Annotated in this window: 14 protein-coding genes and 2 pseudogenes; 8 read left to right on the plus strand and 8 right to left on the minus strand. The window is 62.6% G+C overall.

What is annotated here, in order from left to right; translation table 11 throughout:
- The 3 genes and pseudogenes from VGU61_RS18435 to VGU61_RS18445 form a co-directional block, all read right to left on the minus strand.
- Nucleotides 1-768: pseudogene (locus VGU61_RS18435) on the minus strand (helix-turn-helix domain-containing protein); the annotation flags it as partial.
- A gap of 130 nt (nucleotides 769-898) precedes the next feature.
- Nucleotides 899-1,261, minus strand: a complete 363-nt coding sequence (locus VGU61_RS18440; RefSeq protein ID WP_326860705.1) for a response regulator — start codon at nucleotides 1,259-1,261, stop codon at nucleotides 899-901.
- A 7-nt stretch (nucleotides 1,262-1,268) separates the two neighbouring features.
- A complete protein-coding gene (locus VGU61_RS18445; protein ID WP_326860706.1) occupies nucleotides 1,269-3,005 on the minus strand; it encodes a histidine kinase famiy protein in 1,737 nt (578 codons plus the stop codon).
- 702 nt (nucleotides 3,006-3,707) lie between these two features.
- Between VGU61_RS18445 and VGU61_RS18450 the strand changes: the two genes are divergently transcribed.
- Nucleotides 3,708-5,984: a DUF6351 family protein gene (locus VGU61_RS18450; RefSeq protein ID WP_326860707.1), complete on the plus strand. Its 2,277-nt coding sequence runs from the start codon at nucleotides 3,708-3,710 to the stop codon at nucleotides 5,982-5,984.
- A gap of 393 nt (nucleotides 5,985-6,377) precedes the next feature.
- On the opposite strand, the gene VGU61_RS22700 is transcribed toward VGU61_RS18450, so the two are convergent.
- Nucleotides 6,378-6,839: an MBL fold metallo-hydrolase gene (locus VGU61_RS22700; RefSeq protein ID WP_414691662.1), complete on the minus strand. Its 462-nt coding sequence runs from the start codon at nucleotides 6,837-6,839 to the stop codon at nucleotides 6,378-6,380.
- Between VGU61_RS22700 and VGU61_RS18455 the strand changes: the two are divergent.
- Nucleotides 6,763-6,972, plus strand: a pseudogene (locus VGU61_RS18455) (cupin domain-containing protein); the annotation flags it as partial. The gene VGU61_RS22700 and the pseudogene VGU61_RS18455 overlap by 77 nt on opposite strands.
- A 159-nt stretch (nucleotides 6,973-7,131) precedes the next feature.
- Here VGU61_RS18455 and VGU61_RS18460 read toward each other — a convergent pair.
- Both VGU61_RS18460 and VGU61_RS18465 read right to left on the minus strand, forming a co-directional pair.
- On the minus strand, nucleotides 7,132-7,560 hold the full coding sequence (locus VGU61_RS18460; protein ID WP_326860709.1) for a hypothetical protein: 429 nt from the start codon (nucleotides 7,558-7,560) through the stop codon (nucleotides 7,132-7,134).
- 39 nt (nucleotides 7,561-7,599) lie between these two features.
- Nucleotides 7,600-7,893 (minus strand): energy transducer TonB, encoded by a 294-nt coding sequence (locus VGU61_RS18465; protein ID WP_326860710.1) that lies wholly within the window; start codon nucleotides 7,891-7,893, stop codon nucleotides 7,600-7,602.
- Between the two features lie 531 nt (nucleotides 7,894-8,424).
- On the opposite strand from VGU61_RS18465, the gene VGU61_RS18470 reads away from it, so the two are divergent.
- A complete protein-coding gene (locus VGU61_RS18470) occupies nucleotides 8,425-9,978 on the plus strand; it encodes a methyl-accepting chemotaxis protein (RefSeq protein ID WP_326860711.1) in 1,554 nt (517 codons plus the stop codon).
- Nucleotides 9,979-10,008: 30 nt separating this feature from the next.
- Here VGU61_RS18470 and VGU61_RS18475 read toward each other — a convergent pair whose 3' ends face one another.
- A complete protein-coding gene (locus VGU61_RS18475) occupies nucleotides 10,009-10,386 on the minus strand; it encodes a cupin domain-containing protein (RefSeq protein WP_326860712.1) in 378 nt (125 codons plus the stop codon).
- A gap of 134 nt (nucleotides 10,387-10,520) precedes the next feature.
- On the opposite strand from VGU61_RS18475, the gene VGU61_RS18480 reads away from it, so the two are divergent.
- From VGU61_RS18480 to VGU61_RS18490, 3 genes are all read left to right on the plus strand, one after another.
- Nucleotides 10,521-11,432: a LysR family transcriptional regulator gene (locus tag VGU61_RS18480; RefSeq protein WP_326860713.1), complete on the plus strand. Its 912-nt coding sequence runs from the start codon at nucleotides 10,521-10,523 to the stop codon at nucleotides 11,430-11,432.
- A 197-nt stretch (nucleotides 11,433-11,629) separates the two neighbouring features.
- Entirely contained in the window at nucleotides 11,630-13,870 is a 2,241-nt protein-coding gene (locus tag VGU61_RS18485) for a hypothetical protein (RefSeq protein WP_326860715.1), read from the plus strand.
- A gap of 59 nt (nucleotides 13,871-13,929) precedes the next feature.
- Nucleotides 13,930-14,688, plus strand: coding sequence for an SDR family oxidoreductase (locus VGU61_RS18490; protein ID WP_326860716.1), 759 nt, complete (start codon nucleotides 13,930-13,932; stop codon nucleotides 14,686-14,688).
- Between the two features lie 255 nt (nucleotides 14,689-14,943).
- Here the strand turns inward: VGU61_RS18490 and VGU61_RS18495 are convergent, their stop codons facing one another.
- Entirely contained in the window at nucleotides 14,944-15,075 is a 132-nt protein-coding gene (locus VGU61_RS18495; protein ID WP_326860717.1) for a hypothetical protein, read from the minus strand.
- On the opposite strand from VGU61_RS18495, the gene VGU61_RS18500 reads away from it, so the two are divergent.
- Nucleotides 15,050-17,179, plus strand: coding sequence for an HDOD domain-containing protein (locus VGU61_RS18500; protein ID WP_326860718.1), 2,130 nt, complete (start codon nucleotides 15,050-15,052; stop codon nucleotides 17,177-17,179). The genes VGU61_RS18495 and VGU61_RS18500 overlap by 26 nt on opposite strands.
- A 39-nt stretch (nucleotides 17,180-17,218) precedes the next feature.
- Nucleotides 17,219-18,536, plus strand: a 1,318-nt coding sequence (locus tag VGU61_RS18505) for a diguanylate cyclase domain-containing protein (RefSeq protein WP_326860719.1), incomplete at its 3' end; no start/stop codon positions are given.

Here is an 18,536-nt window from a genome sequence, read left to right on the forward strand (position 1 = left end):
AAGCGCCCGCGCCAGCGTGAACAACACCGGCCGGCGCGCCAGCGGCCGCCATGCGTCGCCGGTACCCATTCCGCGCCGACAGGCGTCGACGACCAGCGCGTCCGAGGCCAGGAGCGCCGAGACCTCGTCGAGCCGCAGCAGGTGCTCGCCACCGGCGGTGGAACGCCGGGCGGCAGGGCGATCCAGCATGGCCAGCGCCTCGGCGACTTCCGCCAGCAGCGCCGGCACGCATGCGCGGTGCGCGGCTTCGTGTGCACGTGCCAGAGCGGTTCGCGCTGCGCCGGTCCGCAATGATCGCATCGCAAGTTCAGCCGCCGTCAGTTCGGCCACTGTGGTCAGCGACGGCGGCAAGCCGCGTCCATCGAAACGCGCCAGCACGGCGGCGGCCTCGTCCAGGCGGCCAAGCAGCAGGAGGCGGCGTGCCGCGAGAAGGCGGGCATGCAGGACATTGGCGCGATCGCCGTGCGCTTCCAGCGTTGCCGATGCGGCCAGCAGCGATCGCGGCGTGCCGCCGAAGTCGCGCATGGCCAGCGCCACTTCCGCCTCGGCAACGATGCAGCGGGCCCGCGCGAGCGCCTCGTGGGCGCCGAATCCGCGGGCGGCCCGCCGGAGAAGTTCCCTGGCGCGCGGATGTTCGCCGAGCTGGGCCATGGCAATGCCGCGCAGGGCGAGTGCCGGCGGATCGTCGCGCAAAGCGACCCTCTTGAGGGCGCCGATCGCGTCGCCGGCGGCAAGCGCGCGGGCGGAGGCGGTAATGAGGGAGTCCATGGCGAGAGCTTACACCGTCGCTCCGCGGTGCCGCGTCCGCGGCCTTCGTTCAGGGAATGTTCCTTGCCGCCCATCGCGGAAGCGGACATCGTGCGGGACCATCGGGAACCGCCTTCCGGCGGACCGGTCCTCAGGTGCTCTCCGCCTCGCTGAGCATGTCGCTCACACGCTTGCCGAGCAATGCCATGCTCACCGGCTTGGCAAGAAGGCTTATCCGCCGGTTATCGAATCGTTCGCTGCCGGCATAGCCGGTGACGATGATGACGGGCAGGTCAGGGCGGCGCTCATGAAAGTGCGCCGCGAGTTGGTCTCCCCGCATGCCCGGCATTGCCAGGTCGGTGATCAGCAGGTCGACCGGATCCGTCTCATCGATGGCAAGCGCCGCGTTACCGTCTTGCGCGGTCGACACGCGATAGCCCAGTGCGACGAAATACGTCTCGAACAGCGAGGTCATGTCGATTTCATCATCGACCGAGAGAAGATGCGGATGCATTCCTGGCCTAGCCTTCATGGCGGTAGTTGGGCAGCGTCCGCGGCGATGACCCCATGTTCTTGTTCAGTGCGGACCGGATCCGATCGGAAAGCTCGGTGCGGCGGTACGGCTTGGTCAGGATGGTGAAGGACGATGTATTGATGCCCTTGTCGGCGAGTTCATCCATGTAACCGGTGGTCAGGAGGACCGGAATATCGGGGATGCGCTCCCGTACCCGCTCGACCAGCATCAGGCCGTTCATGCCGCCCGGCATCATGATGTCGGTGAACAGCAGATCCACCTTGCCGTACTGGTCGATCAGCTCCAGCGCATATTCGCCGCTGTGGGCGGTAAGCACCCGGTATCCCTGCGAGCGAAGGTAGGCGTCAGTGACCTGACGCACATCGTCGCTGTCCTCGACCAGCAGAATCGTTTGTACCCGCATCTGCGGATCGGGTATCAGATCCGGTATGCCTTCCGGCTTGAGAGGCACGGCGCGTTCGGCTGCGACCGGGAAGATCATGCGCACCGCCGTGCCCCTGCCGACCTTGCTTTCGATTTCGAGACGCCCGTGCGACTGCTGCACGAAGCCGTGGACCATCGCGAGGCCAAGGCCGGTTCCCGGTTCCTTGGTGGTGAAGAAGGGTTCGGTCGCGCGGTGCACGACTTCCGGCGCCATGCCTTCGCCCTCGTCGATCACGCAGAGGATGACATAGGTGCCGGCCGGCACATGATGCGCGTCGGTGCGGTCCTTTTCGTGCATGGTGGCGGTGGCGACCGTCACCTTGCCGCCGCGTGGCATGGCGTCGCGCGCATTGATCAGCACGTTCAGCAGCGCCATTTCCATGTGCACGGGATCGATGGTGCAGGCAGGCAGGCCCGGTTTCAGGTCCAGCCGGAGATCCACTTTTTCGCCCAGGGTGCGCACCAGCATTTCGCTGAATTCGACCACCAGGGTATTCAGGTTGATGCGTTTCGGGTCCAGACGCTGCTTGCGGGCGAAAGTCAGCAGCTGCTGCGTTAACTTGCCTCCCTTTTCTGCTGCGCGCTGGGCATTCCGGATGGCTTGCAGCGCGACCTCGTCGTCGCGAAGCCGCGGCTCGACGACTTCGAGGTTGCCGGTGACGACCTGGAGCAAATTATTGAAGTCATGCGCCAGGCCGGCGGTGAGCTGGCCGATGGCTTCCATTTTCTGGGCCTGGCGGAACGCCTGTTCGGAAATGCGGCGGCGGGTGATGTCGATCTGCGATGCGAAGAAGTAGAGAAGCTTGCCCTGCTCGTCGAAGATGGGGCCGATGAAGAGGGCATTCCAGAACGACGTGCCGTCGGCCTTGTAGTTCAGGATGTCCACCGCGACGGCCCGTCCTTCCGAAACTCCGGCACGAATTTCGGCCACCGTGTCGGGATCGGTCAGTTCGCCCTGCAGGAAACGGCAGTTGCGGCCCAGCACGTCCTGTTCCTCGTATCCCGTCAGGTCGATGAAAGCGCGGTTGACAAAAACGATCGGATTGTCCGGAAGGTTGGGATCGCTGACCACCATGGGCATGCGCGTCATTTCGACTGCCGCGAAGAAAACGCTGCTGCGGTCACCCAGGCCGGGCCGGGTAATGTAACTGGCCTGCCAATGCCGGATGCCCGGGCCGCCCAGCGGGTGGTAACTGTTTCCTTCAAGTTCTGCGTTTGCCGCTACCCCGGCGCTGTCGCCACCGCCTTCGACTTCCAGCGGCTTTCTGCCGCCTTCGTCGCCTTTACTGCCGATTGCCATCCAGTATCCTTGTATTAAGTTTTACAGGTTTGCCGAGCGCCGGAACAACGGATCCTGGCAATCAGTAAAAACCTGCGAATTTAGCAAAAGCCGGTCTGGTCCTGTGTATGCCAGATGACATAGGACGCTACATATTGCCCGTTCATACCGGAATGCAAACAATGCGGCGTGGCCTGCGGGACAGCAATTGCATATTGGGATTCTGACAATCGCCCTGCGAGCGAGGTTCGCTGGCTGCGAACGGCGGACGTACAAATTGTTTGATGCCGGTCACAGGGAAGCGGGTTGTTCGCATATGCGAATTTTCCGGCAGTTTTCGCGCGGATGACCTGCGGAAGCAGCATAAAAACGCAGTGGTTCTGCATCGCAGAACAAACCGGGCGCCATTCCTTGATACTGCTTAAGCCGATGCGTGAAGGCGGCAGTTAAATTTTAGACGGACGAGGCGGAAAACTACCGGCGTGCCCGGGCATCCTTCCTCTTCCGTGTTGCTCCGGCAACGCAAGTACAGTGCCTCCGCAATGTCTGCGATGCAGAACATCCGCAGGCGTCTTTTCAACACCTGCTTTCCATCCGGGCAGATGCATGATGCGCTGCTGCATCTGTACCGGCCGCAGTCCATTCTGCAAAAAAAGCGCCTCGATGCCCTAATCGAGACCCGACGCGAATCCACACAAGAACGCACTATCCGAAGGAGACAAGATGAATCCGAAACCGAACCGCGGCAAAAGCGCCGCGGCATTCACATTGGTGACCGCTACTGCTGCGGCCGTCGTACTCGCCGGCTGCAGCGGCGGCGGCGACACGGCCAGCGTTGCCAGCCGCGTTGAAAACGCGAAGGGCACGCCTGCATCCGCGCCCGTCGTCCGGCTCGTGTCGTCGACGCCGGAATATGTCACCGGGGGCGATGCACTGATCGATGTGACGCTGCCGAAAGTATCCGACGCCAACGGCCGGCGCACGCTGGTGGTGGAAGTAAATGGCGAGGACCAGTCCGCCGCTTTCAAGCCGGACCCGATGAACGAAGGCCACATGATCGGTCTCGTCACCGGATTGAAGGAAGGCGGCAACACCATCATGGCCCGCTGGGTCGGTACGAGCGGGAAGCTGCACCTCACCAACTATCCGGTCACCGGCCCCGTGTTTTCCGGTCCGCACCAGAAGCCTTACTTCTGCCAGACCGATACCTTCCGGATTTATCCGGGCGGCCCGCTGCTCGGAACCGCCACCGATGAAAACTGCTCGGTGCCGACGCAGGTGCACTACCTCTACCGCGCGCTCGACAATACGTACAAGCCCTATGATGGCAAGGCTGCCGCGCCCGCAGACATGACCACGACGACCACCAAGGACGGCGCGACGGTACCCTACATCGTGCGCCTCGAAACCGGGACGATCAATCGCGCGATCTACCAGACCGCGATCCTGCACGATCCGAAGTCCGAATCGGCGATCCACCCGACCGCCGCGCCGAAAGGCTGGAACAAGCGCCTCGTGTATCCGTTCGGCGGCGGATGCGGCGGCGGCTGGTATCGCCAGGGCAATACCACCGGCGGCGTGCTGAACCATGACATTCTCTCGCAGGGCTATGGGCTCGCATCGGCATCGCTGAACGTGTTTGGCACCAACTGCAACGATGTGCTGTCCGCCGAAACCGTGATGATGGTCAAGGAGCGCTTCATCGAAACCGTCGGCCGTCCGAACTACACCATCGGCTGGAGCTGCTCCGGCGCGGCGATGCAGCAGTACATGATCGGCAACAACTATCCGGGCCTGCTGGACGGCATCATTCCAAGCTGCAGCTTCCCCGACCCAAGCAACCCGGCCAGCACCGATGCGCGGCTGCTGTACAACTACTTCAACTTCAACAAAGGCACGGCATGGACGCAGGCGGAGCTGGCATCCGCATCCGGCTATTGGGGCTACAACCATGTGAACAACCAGAACTCGGTCTGGGCCAACCGCTTCGATACCATCGCCAACCGCCCGAACGGCTACACCTCGGCGGTGTTCAACGCCGTCGTGCCGCAGGAGGCGCGATTCGATCCGGTGACCAATCCGATGGGGGCACGGCCGACCCATTGGGACCATGGGGTGAACATGTTCGGCCGCGATCCGGACACCGGCTATGCGCGCCGCGCGATGGACAACGTCGGCGTGCAGTACGGACTCGGCGCCCTGAACGAAGGGAAGATCACCAAGGAACAGTTCCTCGACCTGAATGACAAGATCGGCGGCTACGACATCAACGGCACCTTCACGCCGCAGCGCACCCAGGGCGACCCGGTCGGCATCGCCAATGCCTACGAAACGGGCCGCATCATGCTCGGCAACGGCGGGCTGGCTTCCATGCCGATCATCGACTGGGACCAGCTCGACACGGAAGAACTCGCCACCGGCGACCTGCACCTGAAGTTCTTCCACTACATGACGCGCGAGCGGCTGATCAAGTCGAACGGCAACGCGGACAACATGGTGATGTGGAACGGCGGCTCCATCAACACCGCCTTCGTCGGCATGCAGGCACTGGACAGGATGGATGAGTGGCTGGCCAACATTGCGAAGGACACCTCCGATGCGCCGCGCCGCGACAAGGTCATCCGCAACAAGCCGGCCAACCTGTCCGACGGCTGCTGGGCGCCCGGCGCAACCGGCCCCGCCGCACCGGTGTTCATCAAGGAAAGGCAGTTCCTCGGCACGCGCGGTTCATCGACCTGTAACACGCTGTATCCGGGATACTCGTATCCGCGCGGCGTCGCAGGCGAGCCGGCCGCATCGGACATCGTGAAGTGCCAGCTGCGCCCGATCGATCCCGCCGACTACAAGGTGACATTCACCGCACAGGAACTGGCGCGACTGAACGAGGTGTTTCCGGAAGGCGTGTGCGACTACACCAAGCCGGGTGTCGGGCAGCGTCCGTTGGCGGGAACATGGCTGCACTATACGGAGCCCGGCAAGTTCGTGAAGATCGTGCAGTAAGAGGGGCTTTCACCTTCGTGCCGGGGCGCTGGGCTTCCCGGTACGACAGATGATTGAAACGCAAAGCCGCCATTCAACTGGTGGCTTTGCGTTTTCTTGGGACGATTTTTTTAGCAATGTTCAGAACTCATTGCATTAATACTGATCACCGGGAACAAGGTCTCGCGAAGCCGCCGTCGGCCAATGCCTGATTCCGCAGGCGCTGCTGATCATTACCGTGCGCAGCAAGGTCTCTCGAGAATTTTTGATATGTTCCTGTCGCCTTGCCGCTGATTATTCCAGTACTCTCCGGGCTAGTGCCCGCCGGGAAGCAGCCATTGCAGGAACCAGCTGGCGGGCATAAAACGACCCTAAGCGGCCATCCGGACGAGGTCCAATATACAGATTCAGCTTCTATTCAATACCTTCCCACCAACGGGAAAACCCCTGATTCTGCTCCTGGAGATAAAGTGGCTCACCAATCTTCGGGGTAAGTACCGCGACTTGTGACGCATCGCTGGATGCGGCAAGCCGTCGGAACGGTTCATCCCAAGGATGATTTGCAAGGGTAAAGCGCCCCACGTGGGCCGGAAGCATCCTTCTGCTTTGAAGATCCCTGGCGGCACGTGCGGCTTCGTCAGGATTCATATGGATAAATGCCCAGCGCCTATCGTACTGCCCCGTATCCAATACGGCCAGATCAAAACCTTCAAATCTCCGGCCGATCTCCGCGAAGTGCGGCCCGTATCCGCTATCGCCACCGAAGAAGATACGTCGCGTTGATGTTTCGATGGCATATCTGACCGCAGGCGTCGGCCGAGTGCAGCAATGGGGCCGCCCTGTAGAGGAGATCAGGCCCGGTGATGTGGTTTGGATCCCTGCCGGGCAAAAGCATTGGCATGGCGCTTCACTGTCCAAAGCAATGACTCATATCGCTGTCCAGGAAAGTCTTAACGGAAAAGTCGTGGAGTGGCTGGAAAAGGTCAGCGATGAACAGTACGGCAAGTGAACCCGGGAATAGCTGAAAGGACGGTTTTCAGCGACTGTCCGCTTCTGCCTGCGCCCGGCCTGATCATTCGCACCCGGGGCCGGCGGCAGTAGGGCCGGTTCCTGACGTTCGAACTTCGCGGGGACGGCAAGCCGCTATCGATGAAATGAGGCCTGGTACTTAGAGCGCAGATGCGGAATATTCCGCGATAACTTCATCAACACTGGGGTTCGCTTTCGCTCTTCCCTTTACAAAGACGATGGGAATTTCTCCATTCATCACGGCCATCACCTTATTGGCCGCTGAAGAGTCGGTAAGGCTGAAATTGGCATGCTGCGAACGGACAACGGGTATGCCCATTCTCGACAGCTGGCTGGCCAGATCATCCGCTCTTCTTGCGCCATCTTCCGGGCAGTTTTCAGGCGCGAATATGACAACCTGCTTTCCCTGTGCGCCATCAAACGGCGGCAGCGTCACGAATCCGGTGCCTGACTCCCTTTCCGAATCATTTCCGAACATACCTGCGGATGCGTCTTTGTGATCTCTCTCCCATTGCTGATATCCGAAAAAACAGATTGCCAGGAGAATGGCCAGTTTGATGATGTTCATGGTCTGGATGTCAGGGTTTGAACGCCTTGGTCATGTCATTCATTGGCTCTCGCCGGCCGGTGGAAGTGGCGGGTCCAGCTGGAACTGGACCGGCACCAGGAAGGTGGCCCGCGGTGCTGCGCTGCTGGAACGGAAAGGCTGGAATTTCGCCTTTGCAACCGCCGCCAGTGCCGAATCATCCAGACGCGAAAATCCGCTCGATTTGTGTAATCCAACCCCTTCGACTTCGCCGCTCACATTGATCAGTACACGCACCATCACCAGTCCCTCTTCATTCTGCCTCTGGGACACCGGAAGATAAACCGGGCTTGGGGGCACAACATAACTGGGCATTGGACTCTGCATTTGCTGCGCCTGACTATTCACGGCGAAGAGAAAGGAGGCGATTGCTAGAAAGTATTTCATTGGTAATTAATTTTCGGACCAGCGCGGTCTTCGGGTTGAAGTGATTCAAATGACAAAACCTGTTCGACAGGACGTTTCCCGCATCGCCAGAGATTGCCTTTTGCCCCGGTTTTCGCAACACGTCTTTCGTAACGTTGCTGCGAGGGAAAAAGCGTCCCGATTGATGCCGGAACATCCGTTCAGGGACACAATTACACGCAATATTGCACAAAAGCAAGCATTGTAGTCCTAACCACAAAAGTCCGCGGGTGCAGAAAAAATATCAGGAGGCGGCTTCATTCCTGGCGTTTCGTCAACCGTTGAGAGGGGCGGGCGATGAGGCAATCGAGAGGACTGTAAGACAATTCCGGACACCGGCTATTCCTTAAAGCAACACATGCAGGGACGCTTTTATTTCCTGCGGGGGAAATGCGATATGCTGACAGTGTTGCCATAAAACAATTCCAACAGAGGAGACCCATGAGCGACAACAAGCATTCGTCCACCGAATACCGGGTGGAACCGTCATCCATTCTTGTCCTGCAGGGCGACAAGGACAGCAAATTTCTCTACGCCAACCCGGCCTATCTCGAGGCCAGCGGTTACGAGTGGGAAGAACTGAAGGGCACCCCCAGCGGCAAGATGGTCCATCCGGACACGCCGATGCAGGTGTTTGCGGACATGACCTGGACCATCAAGCGCAAGCAGCCATGGACCGGGATCATCAAGAACCGGCGCAAGAACGGTGACTATTACTGGGTGCGGCTGAACATCATGCCGCTGTTCGATGCAAACCGGAATTTCACCGGCAGCCTCATGGCGCACCGGGCTGTGTCGCGCGAGGAAGTCAATGCCATCGAACCGCTGTACAAGCGCATGCGCGAAGGCGACAAGCGCCTGACGGTGCGTTTCGGGGAGGTCGTGCGGCTGACGCCATGGGACCGTGTCAGCCAGCGCTTCCGCGCATTGGGCCTGAACGGACCGTTGTGGGCATCGCTGGCGGCGGTCAACCTGACCGGCGTGGCTTTCGCTGCCGCCTTCACCACCGGCCCGACCACCGGCTTCTGGGCTTTCCTCGCCGCCTACGTCGGCATCACCGCCGGCGCCGGCTTGTATCTGTCGCGCTCCATCGTCCGGCCACTGCGCCAGGCATCGGCATTCGCCAACCGGATCGCCGCATGCGATTTGCAGTCGCACATCGATAGTACCCGCAGCGACGAGATCGGTGCGGTCACCCGGGCGCTGTCGCAGGTGGCGATCAATATCCGCGCAACCGTCGCCGACGTACGCGACGGCGCATTCGTGCTGCAGCGGGCGACCGCCGACATTGCCGACGGCGCACGCGACCTGTCGAGCGACACCGAAAGCCAGGCCGACCAGCTGCGCCGTACCGCCTCCTCGATGGAGGAGATCACGGCGACGGTGGGCAACAACGCGGAAAGCGCGAACGAGGCGAGCCGGCTGGCGGCGGAGACCAGCCGCAGCGCGGAGAGCGGCGGGCAGGTGGTGTCACGCGTGATCACGACCATGTCCGGCATCACGGAATCCAGCAAGAAGATCACCGAGATCATCGCGGTGATCGACAGCATCGCCTTCCAGACCAACATCCTTGCCCTGAATGCCGCGGTGGAGGCGGCGCGGGCGGGCGAGCAGGGGCGCGGCTTCGCGGTGGTGGCCGCCGAGGTGCGCAGCCTGGCACAACGCACCGCGCAATCCTCGGCGGAAGTGCGCCAGCTCATCCAGCAGAGCGTTTCGCAGGTGAACGAAGGCTCCAGTCTGGTCAACAATGCCGGCCATACCATGGAAGAGATCGTCACCCGGATCCGCAACGTCACCACCCTGGTCGGCAACATCGCGGCTGCATCGCATGAGCAATCCTCCGGCGTCGGCCACATCAACCGGTCGCTGTCGGAACTCGACCAGGCCACCCAGCGGCACGCCGCGCTGGCCCACCAGAGCGCGACATCGGCAGGCGAGATCGCGAAGCATGCCAAGGGTCTGGTGGACGCGGTGTCGGTCTTCCGGGTGGGCTAGAGCAGCCGCATGTCCGGCGGAAGTTGTCGGCTATGACTTCCAGGGCAAGTCAATCGATTGCCCGTCCGGGAAATGCGCCAGCACCGGGCTCATGGAAAACACCGCGACGAACTGCAGGGGTTCCCTGCCGACGCTGATGATTTGATGATCGGCGTTGGCGGGAATCACCACCGTCGTATTCGGGCCGAAGCGCTCGACCTTTCCTCCAATATGCAGTTCGCCTTCTCCGGCATTGCACATCACCACTTCCTCGCAGTCATGCCGGTGCGGCGGCGTGGCCCCGCCCGGCGCCACCGATTGCTGCCAGACTGAAATGCGGCGCAGGCCCTCGGCGCTGCCTGCCAGCGTGGCGTGGTCGATCCCGGGAATCCCGCTCGGGCCGGGTATCTGGTTTGAAAGCACATGCATGTCATCTCTCCTTGTGGTTGAAAGTGTCGTCCCGACGACGGATGCAGTGCAGTATCGGCGGTTGCCGGCAATTCCGGAATAGCCATGAATGGCATAACATTGAGGAAAAATATTCCTTAATACCGGAGGCCCTCATGAGCGGATTCAGCCAGTTCTTCGCCTTTGCCTGCGCCGCCCGGCACGGCAGCTTCGCCCAGGCAGGACGGGAGCTCGGCGTCACGCCATCCACCGTAGCCAAGCGCATCGTCAGGCTGGAGGAACAGCTTGGCATCAAGCTGTTCCATCGCACCACGCGGCAGGTTGCGTTGACTTCCGACGGCGAAGCGCTGTTCGCGCGCTGCGAAAAAATTTTGGCCGATATCGACGAACTGGAAGCCCTTGCCGCGGGCGCGGGTGGCGAGCCGCGCGGCGAGTTACGCATCAATGTGCCGATCGCCTATGGCAAGCGGACGGTGCTGCCGGTGGTGGCGGATCTGCTGCTGCGCCATCCCGGCATGACGGCAGACGTCCGGCTGACGGACCAGGTGTGCGACCTGATCAAGGACCGCATGGATGCGGCCATCCGCATCATGCCCCTGGAGGACTCGCGGCTGGCAAGCAGGCAGATCGGTGTGCAGCATCTGGTCCTCTGCGCCAGCCCGCGCTATCTCGAACGACACGGGACGCCCGACCATCCCGCGCGGCTGGGACCGCATCACTTCATCGTGTTCCGCAATCCGACGTCGGGGCGTGGCCGGCCGGTGCAGTTCAGCGTCAAGGGCAATCCGCTCGATCTGCATCCGGCGCATCGCATCATGCTCGACGACGGCGAGGGAATGGTGCGGGCGGCAGGGCAGGGCGCCGGCCTTGCGCAGGTGCCGGACTACATGGCGGCCGACGAACTCATGAATGGCACGCTCGTGGAGGTGTTGCCCGCCTTCCGGCCGCCGCCATTGCCGATCAATGTGATCTGGCCCGGTAACCGATTGATGCCTGCACGCGTCAGGGCGTTCATCGACGCACTCTCGGCAATGCATGCCGATGCGGGCGCACGCTCGTTCCGGTAAAAGCATTTTTTCGCTTCGACATGCAAATAGGGGCATTTCCGATCCTTGAGGAAAGAAATTTTCCGGAGAAAAATGTCGTGCGGAATTTCTCTGCATCCTTCTGAACATGCTCACGTAAGAGGTTGATAGCTATCAATTGCACACAACAGGCTGTTTGTAAGATGAATCACCTTTTATGCACGGACCGGGGAATTCATATGAAAAATTGGCGCTCGCCTGTTGGAAGCGGATTGTTACTAACCCTGATCAGTGCATTGAGCGCTTGCGGCGGAGGCGGTGACGCGTCGAACGCCGGAAAGTCATTCGCCCTTGGCCACAGTTCGGAGCCGGTGCCTTCCGACTGGGTCAAGTGCGCGGATGAATACGGTGTCTGCTCCTTCACCGGCACGACACATGTGCGCTATGGCCTGAACGGCATCTATGCCGAGCGGACCGCGACCAATTCGATCGGCTGCAATAACGATGTGTTCGGCGATCCGCTGCCCGGCGCGGACAAGATCTGCGAAGTTGCGGTGCCGAGGGCGACGCCAAGTCCGACGCCTGCCCCGGCTCCCGCGCCGACACCCACACCTGCTCCCGCGCCGGCACCGACGCCAACACCGTCGCCCGCATCATGGACGAAGTGCGCCGACGAATACGGCGTCTGCACCTTTACAGGTACGCAGCAGGTCCGTTACGGATTGAACGGCACCTACGCGACCCGCACCGCGACAGGCTCGATAAGCTGCTCGAATGAAGTCTTCGGCGATCCGCTGCCAGGCGCCGACAAGATCTGCGAAGTCGCCGCTGCGACGCCAGCGCCAACACCAACGCCGACACCGACACCGACACCCACGCCGACACCGACACCGACACCAACACCAACGCCGACACCAACACCAACGCCAACACCAACACCAACGCCGACGCCGTCGCCCGCAACATGGACAAAATGCGCCGATGAATACGGTGTCTGCACGTTCAGCGGCACGCAGCAGGTTCGCTACGGTTTGAACGGCACTTATGCAACGCGGACAGCGACCAATTCGATCAGCTGCTCCAACGACGTATTCGGCGATCCGCTGCCCGGCGCCGACAAGATCTGTGAAGTTGCCGCATCGCCCGCTCCGTCACCATCGCCTTCGCCGTCCCCATCACCATCGCCTTCGCCTTCGCCTTCTCCGGGCGGCACACCGGCTCCCGTATCCGGGCCTATGACGATGTCCTGCGTCGATGGCGCGTCCTTCCAGTGCAGCGGCGAGACGATCCTGCGCGTGGACAACGGCGTCGCACTGACCCGTTCCGGCGTCCAGGTCTATGGCCGGTCCACCAGCGACATGGTGGTCCCCAATGTGGATGCAACCAGGGCATTCGGCCTCGCGCCGGCATCGGGCGGCATCGCCGAAATACGTGTCGCCAAGGACGGCGGCGGCAGGCTGACCGCCAAGGCGCTGATCCTGCGGAACCTGGGATTGACCTGGGACGGCAGGACGGAGCGGCCGGTCATCGTCGATGTCTTCGATCCCACCCGGGGACGCACGGTATTGAATTCCGCCGGCGCATTCACACAGGTGGCGCTGCCGCAGAGTTCGGACTTCGGTTTCTACGATGCGTCGGTCGTCGGGCCGTCCGGCACGCAGGCCAACTATGCCAACAACCGCTATTTCCCCCGCAACGAGCCGACGCGCTGCGGCAGTTCGAACTGCCTGACCGCCGAAACGCCGGGACTGCAATTCGCCGCCGGTGACTGGCGCAGCGGCGGCACCAACCCGGACATGACCTTCGGCTACCGCCTGCACGGCGACGGCGACATGCATGCCGGCGACGGCGTGCCCGGCGGTACCGGCCCCGGCGTCCCGTTCCCGGGCTCGAAGGGCTACCGGGAATTCAACAACCGGGGTATGCAGTACGGCAACCTGGCGAGCTGGTTCACCCAGGATACGGTGCAGATCGTCGAATGGACCGCCGGGTCCGGCGCGCTTGAGCACAACAAGAACCGCCGCGGACTCGTCGCATTCGGCGCGGTCTCCGATCCGTCGACCGTGCCGACCACCGGTTCCGTCCGCTACAACGGATCCGTCCATGGCTGGTATGCGCCGAATGCGACCGATGAGCCGACGCCGTTCCGCGGCACCGCGGCGGTGACGCCGAACTTCGCGACGCGGCAGGTGACAGTCGAAGTCTTCGGCGTGCGCAGCGAGGAGAACGGCGCTCTGCTGCCGATCTCCTTCAACACCACGATCGCGATGGGAGCGGTAGGGCAGAACGTCGCCAATTACATGACCGGCGTCATCAGCAGCGGCGCGCTTACCGGCGGCCTCAGCGGCCGGTATTTCGGACCGGTCGTCGCACCGGGCACCGCAACCGCCGGTCCGGCCGAACTCGCCGGCGCGCTGCAACTGTCCAACTCCGCCACCGGCGCTACCGTGGTGGGCGGTTTCATCGCGAAGAAGCAGTAGAACCATCGCAGCCTGCCGGTGCAGCATTTCCGGCAGGCGCGACAGATAAGGACGAAGACATGAGCGAGCTGGCAGGAAAGATCGCCTGGATCACAGGTGCAGGTTCGGGCATCGGACTGGCGGGTGCGCAGGCGCTCGCCGCCGCCGGCGCAACGGTCGTGCTGTCCGGCCGCCGCGCCGAACTCGTCGGGAAGGAAGCTGCGGCCATCGCAAGCAGTGGCGGCAAGGCGGAGGCGATGGCGCTCGATGTGACCGACGCCGACGCGGTGGCGCAGGCTGCCCGGTCCATCCTCCAGCGTCATGGCGCGGTCGACATCCTCGTCAACAGCGCCGGCCTAAATGTGCCGAACCGGTACTGGAAGGATCAGACGACGAGCGGATGGAACGATGTCGTCCGCATCAACCTCGACGGCAGCTATTACTGCATCGCCGCCGTCCTGCCGTCGATGCGCGAGCGGCGGGACGGGCTCATCATCAATATTTCATCCTGGGCCGGAAAGTACACCTCCGCCATCACCGGACCCGCCTACAGTGCGGCCAAGCATGCCGTCGTGGCGATGACCGAGAGCCTCAACATGGAAGAGTGCGTGAACGGGATTCGCGCCTGCGTGATCTGTCCGGCCGAAGTGGCGACGCCGATCATGGACAAGCGCCCGGTGCCGCCGACGCCCGAGGAGCGGGCGCGCATGCTGCAGCCCGAAGAACTTGGGCGCGCCATCCGCTTCGTCGCCGAAATGCCGGCCCATGCCTGCGTCAACGAAATCACCATCAGCCCGACCTGGAACCGCGCCTTCCCCGGCCCGGCGACGGCGAAGTAACGACCGGGCCGGCGCGTTTCGCGTCCCCGTCACCTCCTTCCATTTCCCCGCCTTCGTCCGCCGTCCATGGCGGACGAGCAGGCCGGCTCTTCCGTTCCCGCTTCCGGGAACGCATGTCACAGGCCGGTAACCGGCGTGTCATATAGTCGGCCCGGAAGCCAGGCCGGGTGCGGCCCAAGGCTCGAAGCCCGGCGCGAGCGCGCGTGACCTTGGTCAAATATCAATGCTATTATTCTTGTCAATAATCAAATACTCTCAGGGAGACAGGGAAATGGCGACCAAGCGCGCATCGATTCCGGCCATGGCTGCCGGTTGCCGTGCCGGCGGTACCGGCCTTCCCTGCTGATACAGCGCCACCGCCATGAACGCCGTCGATGAGCTGTCCATCTTCGAGCGCCTCAAGAAGGTCCGTCTTCCTGCCATTCCCCAAGTTCTGGCCCAGTTGCTCGAACTCTCCCGCCAGGACAATGCCGGCATGCCGGAAGTCGCCGCCGTGATCCGGCGCGATCCGGCGATGACCATCCGTATCCTCGATGTCGCCAGCGGCCCGATGTACCGGCGGGGCCGCACGGTGCTGAGCCTGGAACAGTCGCTGCTGACGATCGGCATGAACATGGTCAGGACGATCGTCATCAGCGAGTCGGTGCTGAATGCCTTCGACGACGTTCCCGGCCTGTCGGTCTACGACCTGCGTCCGTTCTGGGCGCATTCGCTGGCGGCCGCCGTGGCCGCCCGGGAGATCGCCGTGCGGCTCGGCTATGCCCGCACCGAGGAGGCTTATCTCGCCGGACTGCTGCACGACGTCGGCCGTCTCGTTCTGCTGGGAGCCGCGCCCCCTGATCGCGTCAGCCAGTTGCTGGGCGATGAGGACGAGGCGCTGGCCGGCAGCGAAACCCTGTTCATGGGCATGACGCACGGGCAGGCGGGCGCCTGGGTGGCGGAGCAATGGAAATTCGATTCCTTCATCGCCGACAGCATTCGCTACCACCATGAGAGCGAAGCCAAGCTGCAGGCCACCCATCCGCTGCTGCGCATCGTCGCGCTGGCCGACCAGATCGCCGCGCGCCCGCGCAATGATGCACGGATCATGGCAGTGGCGGCTTTGTGCGGATTGCGCCCCGAACACCTGGAGACCATCGAACGCACCACGAGGACGGAATCAGGAAAGCTCAGCGAGCATGTCGGCTTTGATATTGCCGCCGTCGAGAGCAGCCCGCTTCGCCTGATCGCCCCGGAGGGGCAGGCACAACCGGCGCGCGCCGCCATCGCCGCGCACATGCAGGACATGGTGCTGGCAAGCGCACTGTCGCAGACCTTCGGCGCGATCGATGAAAAGACGAGCGTGTATGACGCGCTTACCCGGTCGGCCTGCGTCCTCTTCGGATTCGGGCAGGCGGTGTCCTTCACCGTCGACAAGCCCGGGCGACTGCTGCGCAGCGCGGGCGGCGATGCAGCCGCGCTCATGCTGTCCGAATTCAGCATGCCCCTGTCTCCGCAGGGACGCATCACCGACGCGCTGCTGCGCAAGCAGGTCATGTTCCTGTCCGCCGCATCGGCCGGCGCAAGCATCTTCGACGAACAGTTGTGCCGGCTGCTGGATACGCGGACCATCGTCGTCGTTCCTCTCGCGGAAGGGCATACCTATTCCGGCGTCATGATTGCCGCGGTGAATGAGGCAGACATCCCCGCGCTCAAGAACAGGACCCAGCTGCTGCGCATCTTCGGCGAGCACGCCAACAAGGCGCTCATCAGGGTCAAGCGAACCGTCGTCCGGAAATCGCCCGAGGCGGAGGCGGCCGTCGAGGAGTACCGCACGGCGGCCCGCGCGATCGTGCATGAAGTCAATAATCCGCTTTCGATCATCCGCAATTACCTGACGGTGCTTGACCGGAAAATCTCGCGGAAGGAATCGGTCGAATCCGAAATCGGGATGCTGCAGGAGGAGATCGACCGCGTCACCCAGCTGGTGGAAAGCTTCGCCGAACTGGAACCCGCTCCCCAGGCGAAGTCGGCCGATCTCGCGGAAACGGTGACCGATGTCGTGAACCTGCTGTGCGACTCCGAGTTCGCACCGGCGTCCGTCAGCATCGCGCTGCACAGGATGGCGCCGACGGTGCAGGTGGCCTGCGACCCGGGCGCGCTGAAACAGATCTTTCTCAACCTGCTGAAAAATGCCATCGAGGCATTGGACGGCAAAGGCCGCATCGACATCAGCTATCAAGGCGTGACCAGCCAGGATGGCCGCCAGTATGCATCGCTGAGCGTCAAGGACAACGGGCCGGGCATACCCGCCGACGTAATGGCGCGCCTGTTCAAGCCGGTGCGCACGCAGAAGGGCGCCGACCACAAGGGCATCGGCCTGTCGATCGTTCACAGCCTGGTGACGAAAATGGGAGGGCACATTCACTGCAACAGCGGAAACGGCACCGTATTCGAATTGCTGCTTCCCTTGTCTTCCCCATCCCCCAACCCTCGCGCCGCCGCGCGTTAAAGCAAGGTTCCCATGGTCCAGATACCGACACCAACCGCCATGGCTACGGCACTGCGAGGAACACCGGTCAAGACCGTACCCGCCGCGCCGCGCATCCTCATCGTCGATGACGACGTGCGAATGGCCCGTTCCGTGCAGGCCCTGCTGTCCGTGTTCAACTACCGGCTGGAGGTGGTGCATTCGGCGTTCGAGGCACTGGAACGTCTCTGTGCCGCAGACTATGACCTCGTGCTGCTCGACCTGCGCATGCCCGGACTCGACGGCCATGGAGCGATGGACCTGATCGCCGAGAAGGGCATCGACGTCACCGTCATCGTCGTCAGCGGCGAACGCGATATCGATGCAGCCATCGGCGCGATCAAGCGCGGTGCGTACAACTACCTGCGCAAGCCGTTCCGTCCAGAGGAGCTGCTCAACAGCGTGGCGCAGGCGGTGCAGAAGCGGCAGATGGAAGCGGAGCGGCGCGAGATGCAGTACCAGCTCGAATGTTCCGAGCGACTGTACCGCTATCTCATGGACAGCCTGCCGGACATCATCTACACGCTCGATCCCGAAGGCAACTTCACCTATGTGAACGATCGCGCGCAGCAGTTGCTCGGCTTCGAGCGCGAGGAACTGGTCGGCTCCCATTATTCGCGGATCATGCATGAAGAAGATCTGGAAAAGGCGCGTTACGTATTCCAGGAGCGGCGGGTTGGAGACCGGGCGTCGCGCAACGTCGAGCTGCGGCTCAAGTCCAGCAATGCATTGGCCGAACAGCGCTATTTCGAAAACACGGTGCTGACGATCTCATTCAATTCGACGGCGCTGTATGCCTTCGACGAGGAGAAGAACCGCAAGGAGCTGTTCGGCACCTTCGGCGTGGCGCGCGATATCACCGAACTCAAGCGCGCCGAGCAGCGCATCTCCTACCAGGCATATCACGATGTGCTGACCGACCTGCCGAACCGCGCCCTGTTCAAGGACAGGCTCGACCTCGCCGTCATCCATGCGAGCCGCAACGGCAGCTCGCTGGCGGTGATGTTCGTCGATCTCGACGGCTTCAAGCTGATCAACGACACGCTCGGGCACCACAAGGGCGACCAGCTGCTGCAGCAGGTGGCGATGCGCATGCGCAAGCAGCTGCGCGGAGGCGATACGCTGGCCCGCGTGGGCGGCGATGAGTTTACGTTGCTTCTGCCGGATACCCGCTCGCAAAAGGATGCGGCCGGCATCGCGAAGAAGTTCCTGTGGGCGCTGGAGCAGCCGTTCGACCTCGATGGCCGCGACGTTCATTTGACGGCCAGCATCGGCATTGCCATCTACCCGGATGACGGCAACACGATGGAAGACCTGGTGCGGCATGCGGACATCGCGA

The organism is Noviherbaspirillum sp., from assembly GCF_035944575.1.
In the GTDB taxonomy this organism is placed as follows: domain Bacteria; phylum Pseudomonadota; class Gammaproteobacteria; order Burkholderiales; family Burkholderiaceae_D; genus Noviherbaspirillum.

Coding starts and splice junctions, on each gene's coding strand:
- VGU61_RS18480 (WP_326860713.1), top strand. CDS start 10,521: ATGAGCGGATTCAGCCAGTTCTTCGCCTTTGCCTGCGCCGCCCGGCAC.
- VGU61_RS18440 (WP_326860705.1), bottom strand. CDS start 1,261: ATGCATCCGCATCTTCTCTCGGTCGATGATGAAATCGACATGACCTCG.
- VGU61_RS18450 (WP_326860707.1), top strand. CDS start 3,708: ATGAATCCGAAACCGAACCGCGGCAAAAGCGCCGCGGCATTCACATTG.
- VGU61_RS18475 (WP_326860712.1), bottom strand. CDS start 10,386: ATGCATGTGCTTTCAAACCAGATACCCGGCCCGAGCGGGATTCCCGGG.
- VGU61_RS18500 (WP_326860718.1), top strand. CDS start 15,050: ATGAACGCCGTCGATGAGCTGTCCATCTTCGAGCGCCTCAAGAAGGTC.
- VGU61_RS18490 (WP_326860716.1), top strand. CDS start 13,930: ATGAGCGAGCTGGCAGGAAAGATCGCCTGGATCACAGGTGCAGGTTCG.
- VGU61_RS18470 (WP_326860711.1), top strand. CDS start 8,425: ATGAGCGACAACAAGCATTCGTCCACCGAATACCGGGTGGAACCGTCA.
- VGU61_RS18445 (WP_326860706.1), bottom strand. CDS start 3,005: ATGGCAATCGGCAGTAAAGGCGACGAAGGCGGCAGAAAGCCGCTGGAA.
- VGU61_RS18485 (WP_326860715.1), top strand. CDS start 11,630: ATGAAAAATTGGCGCTCGCCTGTTGGAAGCGGATTGTTACTAACCCTG.
- VGU61_RS18460 (WP_326860709.1), bottom strand. CDS start 7,560: ATGAACATCATCAAACTGGCCATTCTCCTGGCAATCTGTTTTTTCGGA.
- VGU61_RS18495 (WP_326860717.1), bottom strand. CDS start 15,075: ATGGACAGCTCATCGACGGCGTTCATGGCGGTGGCGCTGTATCAGCAG.
- VGU61_RS18465 (WP_326860710.1), bottom strand. CDS start 7,893: ATGCCCAGTTATGTTGTGCCCCCAAGCCCGGTTTATCTTCCGGTGTCC.